General features: G+C 60.2%; 6 protein-coding genes. All 6 read right to left on the bottom strand.

The genetic code is table 11. From position 1 onward, the window contains the following. Positions 1–362: 362 nt before the first annotated feature. The gene (locus tag J3U87_RS13365) at positions 363–3044 is read right to left on the bottom strand and encodes an amidohydrolase family protein (protein WP_237383546.1); all 2682 of its coding nucleotides are present in this window, start codon (positions 3042–3044) and stop codon (positions 363–365) included. Next, positions 3041–5545 carry an ATP-binding protein gene (locus J3U87_RS13360; RefSeq protein WP_237383545.1) on the bottom strand — a complete coding sequence of 835 codons (2505 nt, stop codon included), beginning with the start codon at positions 5543–5545 and terminating at the stop codon, positions 3041–3043. Before J3U87_RS13360 ends, J3U87_RS13365 begins: the two co-directional genes overlap by 4 nt. Further along, positions 5542–6756 (bottom strand): hypothetical protein, encoded by a 1215-nt coding sequence (locus J3U87_RS13355; protein ID WP_237383544.1) that lies wholly within the window; start codon positions 6754–6756, stop codon positions 5542–5544. Before J3U87_RS13355 ends, J3U87_RS13360 begins: the two co-directional genes overlap by 4 nt. Beyond that, the gene (locus J3U87_RS13350) at positions 6753–16268 is read right to left on the bottom strand and encodes an ATP-binding protein (protein WP_237383543.1); all 9516 of its coding nucleotides are present in this window, start codon (positions 16266–16268) and stop codon (positions 6753–6755) included. The genes J3U87_RS13355 and J3U87_RS13350 overlap by 4 nt, the downstream gene beginning before the upstream one ends. A gap of 751 nt (positions 16269–17019) precedes the next feature. Further along, entirely contained in the window at positions 17020–19374 is a 2355-nt protein-coding gene (locus J3U87_RS13345; RefSeq protein WP_237383542.1) for a hypothetical protein, read from the bottom strand. A 3-nt stretch (positions 19375–19377) separates the two neighbouring features. Next, positions 19378–20409, bottom strand: a complete 1032-nt coding sequence (locus tag J3U87_RS13340) for an ROK family protein (RefSeq protein WP_237383541.1) — start codon at positions 20407–20409, stop codon at positions 19378–19380. Positions 20410–20650 lie beyond the last annotated feature (241 nt).

Here is a 20650-nt window from a genome sequence, read left to right as displayed (position 1 = left end):
GGGATGGCAACAAATCGAAGCGGTTCAGCCCGAAATGTTCGCGGTCTGGTACGCGGACAGGTGGCTTCGGGTGTAGGGTTTAATCACGGGAAACCTATCTTTGATCACGCCCCCGCGAGGTGAAGCCATCGATGGTTGGAACCGGTGTAGGCGGGTTCATTCATTCCCGGCGTCATAGATCCGGATCAGCCTTGCATCCAGCACCCGGAACCGAATGACGGAATGGATTCAAGCGACTGCTGTCTCGTCGGTGCCCGCCCCACGAGGCCGGATTGCATCCTGACGACGGCGAGGAGTCGGTTCTGGCGAGTTTTCGGCCCGGCACAGTGACCGTTTCAATTGCAAACAGGCACGAGTCGGATTTATCGGCTCTGCCTCTCTAAGTCGAAATCGTCGCAAAGCCGATTCAGTCGTGCGCGCATCTCCGGCTTGCTGGGTGGGCTCCACGGGGGGATGAAGGCGGAGGCCAATCCCACCTGACGCGCTTCTTCAAGCCAGCGGGCAACCTCCCGCGAGCCATAACCCTGGGCGCGCAGACCTGCCCCGATCAAGCGGTACTCATGAGCGATGGTCGTGCGGAAGAGACCCGGATTGTCGGAATTGATCGAGATCAGAACCGGTTCCTTCAGGGAGGTGGCATCATTGAGGCCGTGACGGTTGAGGTTGGTGTAGGGCAACTCGGCATAATGTTGAAGACCGCCGATATACACATTGGAGGTGGGACACAACTCCAGCACGATGTCTCCGGCGGTGATTCGCCTGCGCACCCGGGCCCGACAGGCTTCGACCAAGGCTACATAGTCCGGGGTGACCTCGACCGAAATCAGCTCATCCAGGTGGGCCGCCCGAACTTCAGCCTCTATTCTTCCAGCCGCGAACGTTTGGTCTTTTTGTCGAAGCTGGAGTAGAGGCCGAATCAACTCCCGATCGGAACGAGCTTCGTAATAGGCGGCGGTGCAGCGTTCGAGTACTTGATCGATGTTCTTGTCGGGGTATCCGTTGGCTACAAGGAAACGCTTCAGGAGGTAGTCGAGCGGGGCGAGAGCCGCATTGTCGGGTGCCCATTGGAAGCGCGGCAGGTTCTCGCCCAAAAGTCGCCGGGCCCAAATTAGATCCACCAAATGCTGCAATCGCGGTTTGTATACGAAGGGCCGATGCCGCAGGTACCAATCGGATGGCGACCAGGCCAGCGCCACACCGTGACCCAGACGCTCGCCGGGACGCAGGTGGAGCATGACGACGCTGTCGTCCATCCAACGCAAACCCGAAAGTAGATCGCAGAAATCCTCACCGGCGTGACAGGTGCGTCGGAGCCGAATGGGCTCGATGCCGGGCGAACGGGCCACACGCCTGGCGAGCCAGTCCCAGCGCGAGGCTCCGAAGAAATGATCGCCGTTGCCGGGGGGCAGCACGCCCGTCTGTCGGTCCGGGGTCTGGCCGAGTGGGTCGCTTAGAGGCGGCGGGCGCAACCCGAAAAATTCGCGCAAGTGGCGGGGCGACAGGTCGCGCTCGTTGCCGCAGGCATCGAGGCCCACCACGAAGGGTCGGAAATCCGGTTCTTCTTCCAACATGGCGACAATGCCTTCCAATTCATGGCGCTGGCGTTCGGCGAGCGAGCGCCGGTAGCTCGAGCGACTGGTGTGAATGATGAGACCCATGCGCAATAACGGAGCGTCGCGATCGTGGATGAGGAAGTCCCGGTAGCCCATCAAGAGGGCGTGCAGGTAGCGTTTCTGCATCGGTGACTGGATGGGTTTGATGCGCAATTCCACTTGGCGGGGCGGCCGCCAAGGCGTGGTGTGACCGAAATCGTCGACTTCCAGTCCGGCGCCGTGGTCGCGAGCCCATGGCGCATCGGTCGGATCGGAGAATTGATAGCGCAGCGCGTGACGCATGCGAAACCGCTCGAAGCTCAAAAAGGCCCGCTTCATGCGGCGGACCCGCTCTCCGATGGCTTTGTTGGTTTGGGTATCGGTAAGCGCGCGGGGGATGCGCAGGTAGCGGCGAAAGTGGTCCAGACCCGGTTCGCCGGGGCGATAGGTCAATTCCCGAATGAAGCTGTTGCGAATGCGAAGGTACCGCAATACGTCTTCACGGTCGAAGTCGGAATCGCCGACGGGGCCGGGAACAGGAAAGCCGATGTGATGGGCATCGTAGTGATCCCGGGCGTGCATGGCCAGCAGGAACCAAAGAAGGTAACGCTCGCCCAATACGGGGTTGCGCGATTGCCGAACGCCTCGCTGGGGCACGAGGTGAACGAGAAGATAGTCGACAAAGGGCTCGGGGCAAAGTGCCTGGTCTTCCCAGCCGACGCCGTTGACACTGGCGAGCAGATCATCGGGGTCGCAACCTGTCATCCTGCGCGCAAAACGACGGCGGAGTTGGATCGCTTCGTAGAGGGCTTCCTCCCAGGCCTCGGCCTGCGCCACATGGGAGAGCACACAGCGCGCCGGTGCGAATTCGGTCATCAGGGCGACCCAGTAGAAGGAGAGCGGGAGTGCCGTGCCCAAGTGAACGTGGGTGTCGATCAGTTCCTCCCGTTGGACGAGGTCGTCGCAAAAACATTCGATGGCGAGAACAGAGGGCCAGGCCAGCGAGGCTTCCAGGCGCGAGCCATGTTTGGCAAGGGCGTCACGGGTCGAGAGGACCTGCTCCGGGTAGGTGTCGCAGGCCAACCGCGCGGCGATGAGCAGATCGGTGTCCAAGTGAAAATTGAGTTGCTGCCAAATATCTTGATCCGTGCAGCGCGGGTGCCCGTCGCCAAAGGTCACCAATTCGTCGGCCAACACAAGCAATCCGTCGAGCGGGTGGGCGTCGATCTTTTGAAATTGGGACACCAGTCTATTTCCGGTGTAGGTGTCCTCGATGCCCGCCGTGCCGCGCACGGCCTCCCAAAGCCAGGCCGCTTCGGCTTTGCGCGCGCCCTCACTATCGATCCGGGAACCGGCCCGCGCCTGCTCGTTGGGGCCGAGAAACTGGCTGAGGTGTGGATCCAGGAGGCGGAAAACCCGAAGCCAGCGATAAAAATCGAGTGGCGGATTCATGGCTGGTTGCTCGGTGGCACGGCCGTGGTCTCGAGATGGAACATGTCGGCGAAGATGGCCTTCGTCTTGTCCTCGGTAGTGGTGGATTTTGGTAGTTTGAGCGCCGTGACCGCCGGCAATTGCAGCATCTTTTCGAGAAGGTTGAGAAGGTCACGCTGGCTGTCGGCGAAGGAAATGCCCTCCGAACGAGATTCCCGGGCGAGCTCCGCCCGCTTCTCGGCGGTCATGCTGACCAGAGTCTCGATCAACACGTGATAGGCGTGATCGATGGCTTCCTCATCCTCCAGGCTGATTCGAGAAAAAGCCTCGGATGGGAAATAGAGAATGATGGGGGCCGGCTCTTTGCTCCTTTTGGTGGCTTGGGAATGCTCTTCTTCCCGCCTCTCTTCGCCGACGGATTCTTTAGCCTGACCTGCCGGTGCACCGGGAGCGTCCCACGCGGAAGAACAACTTCCAAACTGGGTGTCGGTGTCCTTGGCTCTTAAACCGGCTGCGATTTCGTCATCCGACCAAATGCGGTAGGCTACGGCAGCCAATTGAAACGCTGAAACGCATTGCACTAGGGTGACGGGGGACCAATGGTTCTGACGCGCCTCCAATTCGCGCCAGGGCGCGCGTTCGAGCGCATCCACCAAGAGAATCAGGGCGCGCAACGACCGCGGCAGAAACCCCGTCTGGCCGCCCACCTCCGAAACGAGATTCAACCTCTCAAAGGTTTTTGCATTTTCGGCGAAAATGGTCTTGAGATGAGATTCCAACTTTTCCTCGTGGTAATAAAGGGCTTTGAGCAAATCGCGTGGATAGCCGTCGCGCAAATCGAAAAGTTGCTCCCAAAACAGGCAGGGACCCAGGGTGAAATTCCATATGCCGCGGTCCTCCGATTTGCTCCAGCGACCCCAAAATAGGTACGCTCCGGTTTGGTCACCGAAATCCTTGAGATACCGATCTAATTTGTACTCGTGAAAGCGACATTTGATGACACAACGGTCCAACCGATTCTTGGTGAAGGGCATGCGTGTCAACAGTTGATAAGGGCTCATTGATTCGGCCCGCAAAGCCAAATAACACAAGACTTCCGTCAGAGCCTCACCGCGTGCGACTTCCTCCCAGCGATCGAGCAGATGCGGCAGGGGCAGTTCCCATAGGGGCATGGCGTGGTCGGCGCTGCGGATGGAATTGATGAGCTCGGCCCAATCGGCTGGAGGAATGTTGGACTCGGAATTCCAGGAGAATTTGGAGGCGATGCGACTGCTGGGGACGGTTCGTAAAAATTGAGTGACCGAATCCCAATGATTGACCTCGGCCAACTTAGAAAGCACGGTATGGCTGTCCAGGTAGGGGTCGACCGATTGATGGACTCGAGTGGAGGGTCGGTCGTTCGTCCCAGTCGAGAGATCTGTACCTTGGGTCGACAGGTTCTCTAAGGATTCGGAATGGCGCTCTGTAGGATGAGTGATTCCATCTTCGGTTCCTGTCGACTTTTGAAGGTCGCGATCGGCACGATGCCGCGCGAGCCACTCATAAAGCCGCTCGAGCCCCCGAGGCGTTCCGGGTAGTAAGAGTTTGAGGTGGCCGTTGTCAAATTGTTCCAGAAGTTGTGCGAGCGTCGGAGTTTTTTTCTTTGCCTCTCCTTCTTCGGACACCGAATCAGATCGTTCCGTGACATCCTGAATGAGAGGGATCAGCGGAAGGAATTCCTCCCGCTCGCGGGCCGGCCAAGAGTCCAGAACAAATTGGTCATTTCCAGACACCAGTTTGTTGAGCAAGGCATCGCCAGTCTCTCGGTCCGGTTGATTGCCGTCGATGTGGCTGTCCGATAGGGCGGAAACCATGCGGGTGTCGTTGTAGGAGAGCACCCAGGTCAAGCCTTCACAGCGAAAGTCGGCGATCATAGCCTTGGCCCAGGGGCTGAGCAACGCGGAGGGGGCCAAGTCCAAGTCATCGAGAAACACGATGATGCGCGGTGGTTCGCTCGAAACCCGGTCTGACCCGGTTCTGTGGAGAAAATCCCGCACGATGTCCAAAAAATCCCTGAATCGTTTAGGGAGCTCCCGGGTTTCGTTGACTCGATCTTCAACCATGCGCAAGTACTGCCTGGCTGCCATCGACATTTCTCTGGCGATTTGGCGATAAGGTTCACCCAGGCTCAAGCTCTGGCGAAACGCAGTAGCGTAGGACCTGCGCAGGTCTTCGGTGGCTGGGTCCGAACTTTGGCTAGTGTTGGGCATCAGATCGGCTAGGGCGCGAATACAGGTCGACATGATCCCGGCTTCGGGGTCGATAAGGGCCGCATCGATCAACTCGGTGGGCTGGAAGCCGGCTGTATCGCATAGCGCGTCCCGCACGCGCGCCATCATGGTGGTTTTTCCGGAACCGCGACTGCCCACGATGGCGACGACCTCGGCATCGGGACGCGATACCGCCTTGTAAAAAGACCGGAGAAATTGGGCTTGGGGGAGCTTCAGACCAGACAGGTCCAGTTTGGATTTTTGGTCATTCATCGGCCGCGCTCCTTGTCCTGATCGAATTTCCGCAACAGTTCGCCGGCCCACTGTTTATGGCACTGAGACCGGATGCCCCACTTGCCGTCGGGATCTAAACCTGCCCAGCCGGCCAGATAGAGTTGGGTGTCGGCCGGGTAGTGGCTGTCGGTTTTGGGTTTGGGCTTGTCGTCGGCGTACCTCCTCAGCAGTTGGACGACGTGGTTGTCCTTTCGCAAAAAACCCATCAGGTCCTCTTTCCAGCGTTCGACGATGTGAGGCGGATTACGCTCGAGTTCTTGACCCATCACGTGGAATAGTTGCCGCAAGGTGTTGAAACCGAGGGGGGTGTGCGACTGGGGTGGTGGTGGCGCCTTTTTGGGAGGTTTTCGCTCCTCCTCGGGAAGTTGGGTCAGGATCGCGTCGTCGACCAGGCGGAACAAGGCGCTGGTGAGGCGCGGCTGCCCACCCACCCGGAACTTGATTTGACGTGCCAAATGTTCCTTTTCCTCGGCTTCCAAGTGAATGCCGATCGAACGATGTTTGTATTTGGCCGCCAATTGCGCCAACCAGGTGACCAATTCGTCGATTTCAAATTGAGGCAGCCTGTACAAGTGGCACTGGTCCAGAAGATGGGAGAAGACGGGATCGATTTCCATGGAAGGCAGATGGTAGGAGGCGTGAATGAAGCGAAACTTCGGCGAGTGGCGCATGGCCTCCACCACCCCATTGATTTGGGCGAGCGCCAAGTTGGCCGCCGGAGAGGTCTGGCTATCTCCGTGAAAAGTGCGATCGAGAATGAAATTACCGGGCTCCCCGGAGAGGAAACCCTGCCAGAACCGCGGCGGATTCGCGTCGGACTGGTGAAGGACGAGATTCCCGTCAATCACCATCCAGGGAGGCGATACCATGTTCTGGAATGATTGTTTGGCCGGTCCGGTTTCCGTCTCCCCTCGCTCCCCGGGACTCGCCTCTTCCCGGCACGCGCCGTTCTCAAGCCATTTGCGAAACACCTTGAACCCACTGCCACGCTCGGAAACCAATAGAAAAACCCGGTCCAAGTCGTTGTAATTCAGCGTTTTATTTTCAGGTGGCGTTTCCAAGGTGCCGATTCTCCGCGTGGCGCGTTCCAGCCGGTATTGCGAATTTTCAGTTTCACCCCATCGATACTCGAACGCTTCCTCTTCTTCACCATTTTCCTTGAACACGGTGAATACGTCGTCTCTGATCATGATGAAGCCTCCAATTCGGCCAAACTCTTGCCAAACCGTTTGGCGAGGTTGTCGAGATAGTCTCGCCACTCCCTACCCTTCCGGTGAAGGAAACGCCGCAATTCGTTGGGGTAGAGATGATCGTGAAAGTGGTAGCGGGTCTCTTCGTCGACCTCGACCCCGACGAACACGGTAAGCGCCAGGTAATCGAAAATGTTTTTGCATACGTCGAGAGTAAATTCGCGGAACGCCATTTGGCGGTGGTTCTCGTTCAAGGACCTCAATTGCTCGTGGGCATAACCCCAGGCTTCGAGGACCGTGAAGTGCACAGCGCCGTTTTTTACACGCCGTAAGGCTTCTTCCGAGAACTCGCCATCCTTGCGGCCAATGTAGAGACAGTGGACGGTAGCGCTCATCAATAAAAATCGCCAAAGGCGCATATGGTTGTGTTCTTTGTAGTTGTGTCGAGGGGCCGCGTTAGGGGACGACCTGCGTGAGGCCACGTCGAAGGGAACTTGAATGCGCTGAAACAGACTCCAAATGGGGGGATCACCGGCGGGCGGAGCCAAGTCCGCCCGCGTGATGACCGTGCTGTTTCGAGCGTCCAATCGCCTCACGATGAGATCACACTGTTCTTGGAGCAGAATCGGAATGCCGTGGGTTCGGCGCGGCAGCTCCGTACGCGCCCAGGCACGCAATTGCGGATCTTCGTATTGAAGTCGCAGTCGACTCGTTTCCAAAAGATCCACCAGGCTCGTAGCCGCTTCGGAGTCGAGGCTTCCCAATACGATGGCGGGACTCCCCTCGCTGACGGGGAACCAGTTGTGCAGCGCCGAATTCGCCTGCTCCAGGCCACCGTAGGCGCCCTGATAGCCGGCCATCACGAATTGGCACTCGCCATCGTGACTCATGCGCCGGAGGGTCACGAGAAATGGGTTGGCGTACAAGGCCAGGCCATCGACTTCGTTGAGTAGGAGCACCGGTCGAGGCAGGGTGGCCAGGGTCCGGCTCAATCGTTCCTCGATGTCTCCCGAGGTGACGAACGCCAATTTTTTCTTTCGGCAGGTCTTGACGAATTGGCGCCAAAAGCCGCGTGAGTCGACGACGCCCTGTAAGTCAATGTAAAGCGGCGTGATGGTGCCCAATTTGGTCAGGACATCTTCAATGTGGTGCAACAAGCTGGTTTTTCCGATCTTGCGACCGCCGATCACCAGAAAGCTAGCCGCATCGATGCCCGCGAGAATGCGTTCGGTTTCCCGCGTGCGACCGACAAACACTTCGCTGCCGGGGATCAACGGTGAGCCGGCCTGGTAGATATTGAACCTGAGCAGACCGATACGATTGCGCACGTGGAGCCAGAAGGTGTCGGCGACCTCGTTGCTGCCCGCCATTTCCTTGAGGGCCCCACTGTCGAGGAAACTCACCCGATTGGACTTGGCCGAGGGAATGTGAGACACCTCCCGATAAACCAGAATAAGCGTAACGCCTACTTCGTAATTGGCGATCATGTTGCGCCACCAAGCCTGGTCCGGCTCGTGCGCCACCTCGCAGAACACGAGCCAATTGGTGCTCGCTTGCGGGAAAATGTGCGACGCCTCGGGAAGATCGGAGCGAACTGGGGAACCGGCGTTTTGGTGGATGGAGAAGACCGGCGTCGGTCCGAGACGGGCCCGAATATCGCCCAGCAGCCGTTGTTGGGGCCCGGAGAGTTCGAGCTCCTGGACGAGCTGGGCGGGCGCGCCCGAAAGCAGTTCGGCCAGTCGGCCCCAATCGGGCGAAGGCGAGCCCAACTCTGCCAATGTGTCCAAACCGGCTTGGGTCATGTGGGAAATCAGACTTCGCAAACCCTTGCCGGCTTTGGCCAAGGCCCGAAATCCCAAGCTCTGGTAGAACGGCGCCTCCAGGATGGTCTCGGCAAACGATCGGCCCCAGCTTTCGGGATCCACCCATTGTTCTAGAATGTTCAAATAAGGTTGGCGGAGAAACACCAAACCCTCTTCCTGTCCCAGAATCCCACGATCCTGAAGAAGATGGCGACACAGATTCCGCTCCGAGTCCGGCAGAGCGTCACCCAGGTCGCGCAGTGCGTTCAAAACGCTGGGTTTTGGATTGCGCCCTTGGCCCGCATGATAGCCGCGTACCCAGGTGCCTTCGGGCTCGGCCGAATGAGAACGAACGTCGGACCTTTTATCGGACTTCAGGACGGCGATTTCGGAAAGATCTTGGCCACAACCTCGTCCTTCGTCGTTTTTGTTTTTTTCCGGCAGACAAGTGACTTCGGCGGGAATGGGCCTGACGGCGGGGATCCAGGTCCGGCAGTAAACGAGAATGATCAAGTTGGCCAAGGCTAGGGGGGACAAACCACGGAATTGGGATGTGAGCAGGTTTCTCGGTTTGGAGCTTTCTTTCAGATAGGTGTCCAACGAGGTTGGCGCACGGGTCCAGTCGTCGATGAGGGAAAGGTGGTTGCCGAGCGCGCCCACGACGGCGGCAGCCTGGGATTCGCGTACACCGGAGCGGGCCATGACCCACAAAATTAAGTCGTGTTGGAGGTGAAGCGGCAGTTTCTTGGGGGCGAAAAGGGGTACCAGCAGGGCAGATTCTCCCAATCTCCCGCTGAGGGTAAAAGCCAGGGATTTGGGAAGCAGCCAACAGGAAGTGCGACTTGAACCGCGCCTCAATGCCTCCTGGAATTTGCGCAAGACGGTCTCGCTTTCTTTTTTCAGGAGGCGTTCGACCGTGTCCACGGCGGACGTTACCAAAATTTGCCGGTGAGGCTCGTTTTGGGCCGATTCCGAATGGTCCCAGCCTACCTTGGCGAGGATGTTTTGGTCGGAAAACAGCTCACCCTTGGGCCCCGTGAACAGTGCATCCAAGGCAACGATGGGTAGGTCACACTGTCTTGCAGCCTCTAGATAAACTTCTTCGCCCAGGTCGGGGTCGAAGGCCAGCAGGTGCAGGCCCGGTGACAAACGACTCCATTCGGAGACCTGGTGGGCCACCAAGTCCGGTAAGGCCCCCAGCAATCGCTCCGGTGCAGTGTGTGGATGCGGCGGGAGCGGGAGGCGCCAGTCCTGGCAGTGCTTCTCTTCACCGGAGACCAGGGTGCAGCAAACCAGGCGAACCTCTTGGCAACCCTCTTCCAGTTGCAGACGAAACGTCTGGCGGTCGGCGGGGACGCCGTCCCAGGGCCAGGCCAGTGCAAGCGACGGTTCGGCCTTCACCACTCCCGAGTTGGGAGGAAGAGAAATGGAAAAGTGTACGGCCGCCTGCTTGCTGTCGCCATCGATGGTGGGTCGGAAACTCAATTGGACCAACCGTTCGGCCCGGTATTCCCATTTCGGATTTTCCAAGCGCAACCGGGTCAGGTCGAGCAATTCCTGGCGAAAATGGCCGAGGGCGTCGTGGCGTCGGGCCATGAAGCGTTGGCGACTGGTGTCGATCCAGGTCTCCCACGCCTCCGTCGGGGATTGGGCCTGTACGGGAGAATTGGCCCCAATTTCTGCCAGCCTTTGCAGTTGTCGCTCCTTGGGCAAGGGCTGGAATTTTGCGATTTCGGCGAGCGGTCTCAACCAGTCGAAAAGAATGGCCAGATCGCTGTGGAAACGCTGAGAAATTTCCGCATAATCCAGGTTTGTCAGTCGCTCGGCCGCCCCGATCAGGAATTCCAGATTGCGCTCGGGTTCCCAGAGAAAGCGACAGAAATCGAAGAGGACACCCGGAAAATCGGATAACTGCTCCGCCTCGAGCGCAAAAGGCACTTTTCCCAAATCCTGCCGCGGGCTTTCAAGCCCCATCACTTCGCCGAAATACCAGGCGACGGAATTCCACTTGGCCGGTGCCAGCAGAACGAGGGCCCTGAAGGCATCCGGGCCCAAGAAGCCGGCCTGTGCGATCAGTTTGCCAATCAGGGCGTCCTCGTCACCCTCGAGGTTTTGGTTGAGAATGACCGCCGCACAGACGGCGGGAGCTCGTTTGAGCGCGCTAGGCAGGAGAGCCCATCTAGTCAATTTCCCAGAACTCAGGGCGGTTGGCGTGATGAGCTCGCGGCCGACACCACGCACCAAATCGGCCAAAACGCGCGTTCCGCGCAAGTCGGCCGACTCGGCGGCTGTCTGGGCCTTCTCTTCACGGTAAACCCGTGCCAACAATTCCAGGAGGAGCTCGGTCAACCACAGGCGTGTATTCGGCTGGGCGTGGCTGCCGTCGAAGCTCGCCAGCCCTTCCAGTTCTGCCCAGGACCACGTTTGAGCGGCCTCGACGATGTTTGCCCGATCTTGGTCATCGGTGACCCCGCGGGAAAGAACCTTCGCGCCGAAATCACGCAGGTAGAGGGCTCGATGGGAGGTGTTGGTTTCCGGGTCACCCACCAACCTAGCCAACGCGCAGGGTGCTAACTCGGGACCCTGGAAGACTTCGATCTCGGTGTAGGGCGGCCGACGGGGCTTTTTCACTTGGGTGCGGTACGCTTCTACAATGCTTTCCCAGGGTGCCGGTTCTTCGAAAGCCATGAGCGCCATGATGCCGCGCGCGTCGCACAACACGGCGAAAAAGGTGGTTTCATCCACAGTGGCGGGGGAAAGCAGCCGCCCCTGGACCAACGACACGTAGAAATGGCGGTGCCAATGCAAGCGCCCGTCGCCGTCGAACACGAACACTTCGCCCTGACTGGTGAAGCAGAGAACACGGCAATGGTGGGGCGTGGAGAGGACGTGGATGCCCCGAACCTCCGTGGCGGTGGCGTGCAACCACTTGAGACGCCAACCGGTCATCGGCTCACCGACCTGCTCGAAGACTTGAATGTAGCCGCCGTCCGTGCCGACCAGGACCCATGTCTTTTCGCCGACAGAAGCGAAGTTCAAACAAGTGACATTGCCCCGGCTGCGATACCTGAAAGGCTCGGAAAGGGTGAGTTTGTCCCATGCCTCGACGTACTCCAGTCCGTAGAAGATCCATTCGCCTTCGCCGGCGGCCAAGGCGATGTGCCACCTGGTTCCTGGCGTGACCACTTGGTGGGCCAAACAGGTCAGGGGGTGAGCGCGCAGCGGCAATTCGGCTGCCACGGAACCCCCACCGCGCCGATGCCAGAGGAGTAATCGAAAGCCATATTGAGGATGGTCCTGACGGGAGAGGACCAGCAAGGTGTTTCCACCGGCGTCGACGACCCGAAGTGGACGAATCGCCTCGGGAAAGTTCTGGATTTCGGGTTCACCGAAGCGTCCGTCCGTATCGACGCGCCAAGTACGCAACTTGGTGGTGTTCAACTCGGCCAGGTGCAGGCAGTCGTCGAATTCCACTACCGAACGAATGCCGGTGTTCCCCTGGCCGCGGGGCAAGCGATCGCGGGGTTGATCGCAGGTGACGGAAAAGGTCTGCACACTGTGGCCGTCGTCCCATAGGAAAAGGCCTCGGCGGGAAGTCCAAAGTACGTGGGCACCCTCGCCGTGGGAACCTTTGGCGAAGTACTGGGTAAGTGGAAAACCCAATTGAATCTCGGCCTGAATGGATGCCCGGACCGCCAAGGGAAGATTGGGATCGGCCATAAATTTTCGGCGGGTGCGGCAGCAACGGCTTCTCAGTTCGGCCAGGGCCTCGGCATCGCGGCTTTGGGTTCCGGGAGGTGTATTCGGAGCGTCCAGGTGGTAACTCACGTGGATATAGGTGTCGAGGATTTCCCGCAGCTCGTGGGGCAGGCTTTCATAGATCGCGAGGAAGGCGGCGGCCCCCTCGGACCGGTGGGTGCGACGCCAATTACGGAGACGGCCGCGCATGGCCTGGAGCAGCGGCAGGTAGTCGATTGGGCCCAATGGGGGCGTCAACCAACGCCAATAGTTCCAATCGCCGAGCCCTTCCAAGTTCGGTTGAGTCAACAGAAATTCATAAAACAGACGGGCGCCTACCTGGAGGGCCGATTGGGGGCGGCACACTTCGTGGGCGAAGCGCTTGGCGGCAATATCCTCCAGCCATTGAGGCCAGGCGGCCAGATGGTTCAGTCCCAGCTCGGCCACCAGGGCGGAGGCGATGTCGCGCCAGCAGCCTTCACCCCAGGGCTCTTCTCTGGGTTCCGAAACATCGGCGCAGATTCGGATGCGGCCGTCTCGATAACCGACGAGTAGGCGGGCCCCCTGTCCATCCAGGTCGGGGAGAGCGGCCAAGGCGACGGGTTGGCGCCTGAAGAAGCGGCGGCCGATGCGGTTGAGTCGGTCTTCCCCGTTGCCGAACAGAGCGATCGATTGATCGGTCCGTAGCACGTACAAGCGGTCGGCCAGAACCGTCGCCTGAGTTCCGCGAAGGATATCAGGTGCGGTGAGATTTCCCGAAGCCAGCCGCCATAGGCGCTTATTCCAAAGCACGGCCCAGGCCGGGTGATCTTCGTCCTCGAGCGCTGGAGCGAGGGTGTGAAGGTCCGCGATTTGGGTGCCTGGCCGCGCCGAAACGGGGCAGATCCGCATCCAAGCGGGCAACACCTGACGCTCGATAGGGGGCTGGTCCAAATGGCCCAAGCCGAACTGGAAAAGCAGCGGCTGCTCCCCGCTTTCTGCGGCCAAAAACAGATCGACCGTCGGGTCGAAAGTGCTGGCGGTGCCTAGATAGAGGCCGAGGACGCGCGAGCGTTCGGAGTCGAAATCGGGGATGTCGAATATTTTTTGGGGTTCGACCGGCAGCCTCGGCTCTCCAAACAACTGCAGGCGCGGCGCGGCCAGCCAGGTGAAGAGCGAGCCTTGTCGGGTGACGGCGAAACAGCGGGTGGCGCGGGTGGCTTTGCGGTTGGGCTCGAATTCGGGCGGAAGGGTCAGCAGAAAGGCGGGTGCGGTGGGGAGCTGGGTGCTGTCGGCCTCGCGCAGGAGGCATTTGCGCAAATGGGGGGCGATCATGGCCAGAGCCAGAAAGCGTTGGTCCCGATCGGCGTTGGCCGAACGGCGAACATGCTGGGCGGCAAGATAGGCCTGATACTCCGAGATACCGATTTCGGACTTGGTGCGGCGGGTCCATTCTACTAGGCGGGAGGAAGGCTGCGGTGGAGCGGCCCTAGGCGGTTCCGGGCGTGTGGCCTGCTTGGGACTTCGCTTTTGGTGCTCGGTGATTTTTCGGATCAGAGCTTCGAATTCGTGGGGGGGGCAATTGGCCGAGGCTTTTGCAATCAGTTCCTCGGCCCGCTTCACCTCGCCCCAATCCAGTTCCATGGCGGCCCAAGCACGCCAAGACGGGATATTGTGGGGAGCTGTCAGGGTCGCCCTTTCGAACAAACGGCGGGCTTCGGCTCGGTTGTCCGCGCGAGCCTCCATCAGGGCCCAGGCCTGCCATGACGGTGCATGACCGGGATCGACCAGCGTGGCCCTCTTGAACAGGCGGCGGGCTTCGGGATGATTGTCGGCGTGGGCCTCCATCAGAGCCCAGGCCTGCCATGCCGGTGCATGGTGGGGGTCGGCCAGCGCGGCCTTCTCGAACAGGCGTCGAGGGTCGGAGGCCTTCGACAACCAGCCTTTGGTTTTTGGATCGGCTGCCATTCTGGCCCAGTTCTGCCAGGTGATCGGATCTCGTGGCGAGACACGGGTGGCCGCCATGTAGAGCTCTTCGGCCGTCCGAAACGCACCGCGATCGCGGAAATGGTTGGGAATCATGCTCATTAGTTGCCGGTGGCGGCTCCGGGTCTCTGCCATGCCCACCAAATGGGCAGCCCAAAGCACCTGAGTTCCCACGTGAATTACGTCCAGCAGCGGACTGTCCCCCTCGAACAAGATCCGGTAGAGATGGCTGCCGATGACTTCGTCTCGCGAAACCAGGTCGTCTACACCCGAGTGGCGCGGGCGAACCTCGCCGCGCAGGCGGTCCAAGGCCGCATCGAGCGCCTTGCGTGGCAGTCCCAGAACCAGGCCCAGTAACTTGGCGGAGCAGGCCAGCGACGTCCCCGATTTGGTGGGCAGCGCCTCGATCAGCACGATGCTGCCCAGCAGCTCCAGCAGGGTGCAGCCCTCGATCCAACCGGCGATTTCCTCCAGCGCTTCGGTCAGGATATCCACCAGCTTGCGGCCATGCGTCGCCTCCAACAGGGCCGCCAACAGGTCGCGGTTGCCGTTCAGCCGGCTTTCCAGGCGCTGGGTGAGCGAAGCCACGTCGGTCTCCTTGGAACAGGCCCCAGTCTCGACCAATTTCTCGGCCAGGCAACGGATCTCAGACGGGTTCAACTCTTTCACGGCGATGCGGGCAATGGCGGCCAAGTTGGCTTGGCGGCGCATGCCCTGGAGGTTGGCCCATTCGTGGGTGCGGGCCGCGATCAATACCACCACACCCTTCCTGCGCCCCATCTCCTGAATCAGGTTCGCCAAACCGTAGTAGCGACTGCCGTCCTCTACCAAAATCGCCAGGTTTCCGTGAACCTTTGTCACTCTCTGTGGTTTTTTCAGGCGAATGATCGTGTATCCCTCTTCCAACAGGACTTGGGCTGCCTGCATTAAAATCGTGCTTTTTCCAGTCCCCGTCGGGCCCGTCACCAACACGGCCTTGCGGCCCTTCGCGATCAGATCGATGACCTGCCCGGCCTCGCGGCGCGGGATCGTATGCCCGTCGCGAACCAGGGTCCAATCGATGGGATGGCCACGGTAGAAATCGCGAACCCTGTTTTCTTCGGCCGGCGGCAGACGACGCAGGTCTTCCAACCCGAGCGGGACAGCCTCGCCCGTCTCATGTCCCGGACTCGGCTCGATTTCAGGAGGGAGTTGACCGTTTATCTCGGCTATCAGTCGCGAGGCCACCGTGCGCAAAGGGTCTTCGGGGGCCTCCGATTGTCGCGGCCATAGCGTGGTCAGCTCGGTCAAATGAGGAAAGCTGTTTGGTGCGGCCAACGCCACCAGGTTCTCCAGGGCCGGCCCGGCGGAAAGAGCCAGCCCGGTGAGGAAGGGGTCCTCAGCGCGAAAGCCCGCCAGAAGGCAAAGGTGGTCCACCCGAATTCGGCGCAACAGGCGGCGTACCGGCTCACCGTGCTCCCCCGAGAACGCTTTCATCTGATCCAAGGTGAGTACAAGGTTGGCGGGTTCCAGGGAATGGCCCTGGACGGCGACCAAATGGTGTCCTTCTGCGTGGGGCAGGTTGTCCAGTAGGTCGCGATCCCGCCAGGTGACCGGAGTATAACCTCGTGCGATCGAAGCCGTCGGGAGCGGGCCACGGTCCGCCGTCACGATCAGGACCGGTTTCAGTGCGATCAAGGCTCGCAGCCACCAAGGCGGCTGGGATGGTTGATCCACCCATGGTCCCGCAAACAGGCGTTTCAATTGGCGAAGATAGGCTTCCGGCTCGGCGTCGGCGATGGTTTTGGTCAAGCGCAACCAGTCGCGCTGGTCGCGGTACTTGGTCACGCGGCCTTTGCGGCCGGAATCCAGGGATTCGCCACTGAGAAAGTAGTCTGCCAATTGGTCCAGGGCCGTTTCCAGAGTGGGATAGTCCAAGGCGAGCGCGGGTGCGTCGCCGAGAAACAGCGACAGCCGCCGTTGTTGCGAAGCTCTGGCAATACGAGCAATGAGTTCATCGAAGGTCAAGAGATTCCTTTCCCGGGAATAGAGGTCGACCGAAGAAGTTGAAATCATCCATGCTGACAAAAAAGGAGGGTTTTATAGAAACATGCGAATTTGATTCGGGTTTTAGATCACGCTTATTTGTAATTTGGCGAAAAATGCCATTCCTGATTTCGACGTCGGCTCGATGCGATCACCGCAAGCCTATTGACAGCAGTCTCAATTCATTAGCTCGTGCCCATCATGAAACGAAATCATTTCGACAAGCCAAGCGGTCCGGCTGGATGGGCACGCGATCAGGTATCAGGTGTCAGGTCTCAGCAAGGTCATTGTTTTAAGGTGATAAGCTGACACCTGATACCTGACTGCTCATATGAGTAGGTGTTGGCAATCCTGCCGATTCAGAGGTGCATTTTCAAAAAACCCTGTTTCTCGATGAGCACTAGCTCGACCCGCGCCGGAAAGGTTGCCATTCATGCAAGTTCGAAGGGGTCGCCTTTCCCGACCCCGCAGTGACCCCTGTCGACCAGGGGTGTGCGGTCTCCCTTCTCGAATGGCGGGTTCGCTCTGGCTCCTCACACAAAAAAACCGCATGGATCGGGGGATCGACCCATGCGGCAAACCTGGAAAATAGAGGAGAAACCACGAAGTGGTTTGCACACGATGAATAGAGAGCTTCGAGAATTACGAGAAAGCGGTAGAAAGGGAGCGGGGGGTAGTGCAGGGCTTCAGGGAATCGAAGAAACGAGGGTCGCGATGTGGTCGCGTCACCGACCTACTCGATGGATTTCTTGAGTTCGCGGGTCTTTTCGAAGAACTCGTCCAATTCCATGACCCGCACGAACAGGAAGCCACGTGCCGCGCGCACTCTCGGATCGGGGTGGCGGCGTAGGAACGACTCGCCCAACAAGGTTCGAATTTGCCGGTACTGTTCCACTTGGATTTGGCGCGCCAACTCGGAGAAGGGGCCCTGGTGTTCGTAGCTGGGGAAGGAGGCCTCCCGTTGGGAGGCGAACGAATCCAAAAACAGTCGATGCAGCTCGGCCATTTGACCCAGGGACACCGGCACCACCAGATCGGCCTCGGCGGGGTGGAACCGGTACCAGACATTGCGGTACCCCCAGATTCGGATGTCGTTGCGGCCGGTCTCGTCGCGATACAGGCGTAGTGCGGCCGCCACGGCCTGCATCACCTTGTAGTGCGTGTCGGGCCCGCTGCCCTCGGGATCGAAGGCGACCGTCACGACGCTCGGCTGGACGCGGCGAATTTCCTCCAGCACCGGCAACACGTCGCGGTTGATCTCCGGCTCTTCGGTGAAGATGTCGCCCTTGTAAAAGCCGAGCCGCGCGTGGTGGATGGTGTCGAGACCGAAGCCCAGATGGCCCCAAAGGACCTCCGCCTCCCACTCGCGCAGCATGCCCTTGAGTTTCTGGACTTCGGGTTCGTCTTTCTTGCCGGGGTAAGTGGTCAGGAAATAGTGTCGCAGGGCGTCGATGCGGTGCTCCAAGGCCTCCGGATCGGGTTCACCGTAGATTTCGGCCACGCAGGCCAGGAGTCTGGCCCCCACTGCCGACCGTGCCGCACCGGTCGCGTCTTCCGCGCCCAAGGCGTCCAGGAACATTTGGACCTCGGCTTCGCGGTGCTCGCGCCGGTCCGGTGCGAGATAGGCCTGGGCGCCGGCACGCCACTCCGGGTTGCGGAGCAAGGCGCTCGCCCAATTGCAGCGATCCACCATGAAGCCGTTGGTGACCGCGTTGAACCCACTGGTCAGGTATTGGAACCGGTGGCTGTTGGCCGGATCCTGCACGAACTGGGCGAGGTAGGGCAGGTAACCGAGCATGATGTCGTCGTGGTGCGGTGCCGTGTGCAGGAAGGTCTCGCCGCACGGCGTGGCCAGGGCCCGGTTCAGGCTTTCCTTCAAAAAGGAGGCCGCCCCGTCGCATGCTTCCACCACCGGCCGTTCCAGGCGCTCCAGCAACAGGCTGCCCGAGCGCAGGCGTTCGATCTGCTCGTGACCGGTTTGGGCCAGGCTGCATCCGGCATTCAGGGCCGCATCGATGACCAGGGAGCGTTGGGTGGTGTCGTCCCAGGTCTCGGGGGTTTCGAGCTGGTGGTGGCGTCGTTCGGTGAGTAGGCGGGCCGCGCCCTTGGTGACGTAGAAGCAGGCGTTGTCGAGCTTGTGCAGCACCGAGGCCGGAACCTGGTTGCTGGGCTCGCTCTCGATGGCGCGTTGTACGATGGCCGCCTTGGCCTCCCCGGCCGCGATGACCAGCGCGGTCGTCTCGGGGCACCAGGTGATGGTGCCCAGGCCGATGGTGATGACCAGGCGCGCGCTGGATATTTCGATGCCGCCCAAATCCGAAGCCGCCGCGGCCTGGGTCTCGTAGTTGGTCTCGCAGAGGCGCGTCGTCGAGAGATGGTCGGAACCGCGCACGTTGAAGCCGATGTGCCCGTCCGGACCGATGCCGCCCAGGAAGAAACCCACGCCGCCCAGCTCGCGAATCCGCTCTTCGTAGCGGTAGCAGAATTCGTCGACCTCGGCCAACAGCCGCTGTTGGCGCCGCTGGAGGGCGGTGCGCGGTGCGCGTGTTCTCAAGGACAGGTCCACCTGGCCTTCGGGCCAGACCTGATCCAGGTCTTCACCCGGGTCCAGGCCGATCTTGTCGGGATCGATCAGCAACGCCTTCTTGGGGTCGAAACCGAATCCACCGAGATAGAAGCGGTTGACGTAATGGAAGAAACTGTTCTGTTGCCAACCGTGGATCGGATAGAAGTCGTCGATCTGGATGAAGTGCAGGCGGCTCAGGTCGGGTTTGCGCGCCGGATCGAGGCCGTGGGTTTCCAAAATGCGGCGCACCTCGGCCCGGTCCCAATCCCGCAGGATGCGTTGGGTCCATTTGATGAAGTGTTCCGGGGTCTTGCCGGTGGGGAGTGCCACCGACCAGTCCGGATTCCTTTGGGCCCATTCCAGGAATCGCAAGGCCGTCACCTTGCCCAGCATCGGGAAATGTTCGACGACGAGCGTCCGGATCTTTTCGCGAGGTGCGTATCGGTCCGCCTGTCCGCCTCGCTCCATCAACGTTCGCTCTACGGCGGAAAGGTCGGGTCGATCGAGGTGTGGATTGCTCATAAGTCAGGCCTCCTCCTTTATGGATAGGGACTCGGGTAGGTATTCGGGGATGTGACAGGCACCCAGGATGGCCGCTTCGCTTTCCGGTACCTGGGAGAGCACGATGGGGATGTCGCCGGAGAACACGTTGGCCAGGCTTGCGCGGAACGCCTTGCGCACCGGTTCCAGCAGGAACGAACCCGCTCGGGTCAGGCCGCCGAACAGCACGAAGGCCTCGGGATCGAAGATCGGCACCCACTCGGCCATTTTGCGGCCCAGGACGCTGCCCGTGATTTCGAAGGCCTCCAGGGCGGGGGGATCGCCGGCGCAGGCCGCCTCCCAAATCGCTCGGGCGCTGAGTTCGTTGTAACTGACGTCTTGGAAACGGCCGCTGCGGTCGCCGTATTTGGCGGTCAGGGCCAGCATGGTTCGGCGCAGGCCGGTGGCCGAGGCGTAGGTTTCCAGGCAGCCGTAGCGACCGCAGCCGCAAAGCCGGTCGCCGGGCTCCGCGGGCGTGTGGCCCAACTCTCCCGCGAAGCCGCGGTGACCGATCAGGGGCTGATCATCGACGAAAATGCCACCACCCAGGCCGGTTCCCAGGGTGATCATGATGAAGTTGCGCCAGTTCTTGGCCGCACCGTGTTTCTTCTCGCCGATGGCCGCGGCGGTCGCGTCGTTGGCGACCCGAATGGGGAACGGAAAAAAATCACGCAGCACCCGCGCCAGGTCCACGTCGGGCCAGCCGAAATTCGTCGGGTCGCGAATGCGGCCGTCCAGCGAATTGGCGCCCGGTGCGGCGACGCCCATCCCGACACAGGTATAGTTGCTCAGGCCCTCGAGGCCGGCGCGGATCTGGGCGACGAACTCGTCGATGAAGCGACGAAAGGGATGGTAGGGCAAGGTGGGGATCACGATCTTGCGCAGGCACCGGCCCTCGCCGTCGACGAAGCCGATCTCGGAGTTGGTGCCGCCGATGTCGACCCCGATGAACAGGGATTGCACGCCGGAAGGCGGCCGGGCGACGTCGGTTCGATGGGGATGAATCCTGGTGACCATGGGTGGGCGACCTCGTGATTTATTTGTTTATTTATTTAACAAATGAATCTGGTCAAATTGTACGGAGCGCATCACCAAAAAACAAGAAAAAAAGAAGTTTGCGAATTTTCATGCTTTAAATACGGTGTTTAAGTGGGTAATAAAAAATGCCTCGAGGGCTTGCGCCAGCCTGGATCTGGGCCATGGCGGGGCGCGTTTCGGCCTGGTTTGGTCCAATCCACAAAGATCGATCGGTGAATCG

Source organism: Sulfidibacter corallicola (assembly GCF_017498545.1).
Lineage (GTDB): Bacteria > Acidobacteriota > Holophagae > Acanthopleuribacterales > Acanthopleuribacteraceae > Sulfidibacter > Sulfidibacter corallicola.
Note: the sequence above shows the minus strand (reverse complement) of the source record. Positions and strands in the feature narration are given on the sequence as shown.

What these genes read in the sequence shown, in the direction of transcription:
- J3U87_RS13340 (WP_237383541.1), bottom strand. Translation starts at nt 20,409, where the DNA reads ATGGTCACCAGGATTCATCCCCATCGAACCGACGTCGCCCGGCCGCCT.
- J3U87_RS13360 (WP_237383545.1), bottom strand. Translation starts at nt 5,545, where the DNA reads ATGAATGACCAAAAATCCAAACTGGACCTGTCTGGTCTGAAGCTCCCC.
- J3U87_RS13355 (WP_237383544.1), bottom strand. Translation starts at nt 6,756, where the DNA reads ATGATCAGAGACGACGTATTCACCGTGTTCAAGGAAAATGGTGAAGAA.
- J3U87_RS13345 (WP_237383542.1), bottom strand. Translation starts at nt 19,374, where the DNA reads ATGAGCAATCCACACCTCGATCGACCCGACCTTTCCGCCGTAGAGCGA.
- J3U87_RS13365 (WP_237383546.1), bottom strand. Translation starts at nt 3,044, where the DNA reads ATGAATCCGCCACTCGATTTTTATCGCTGGCTTCGGGTTTTCCGCCTC.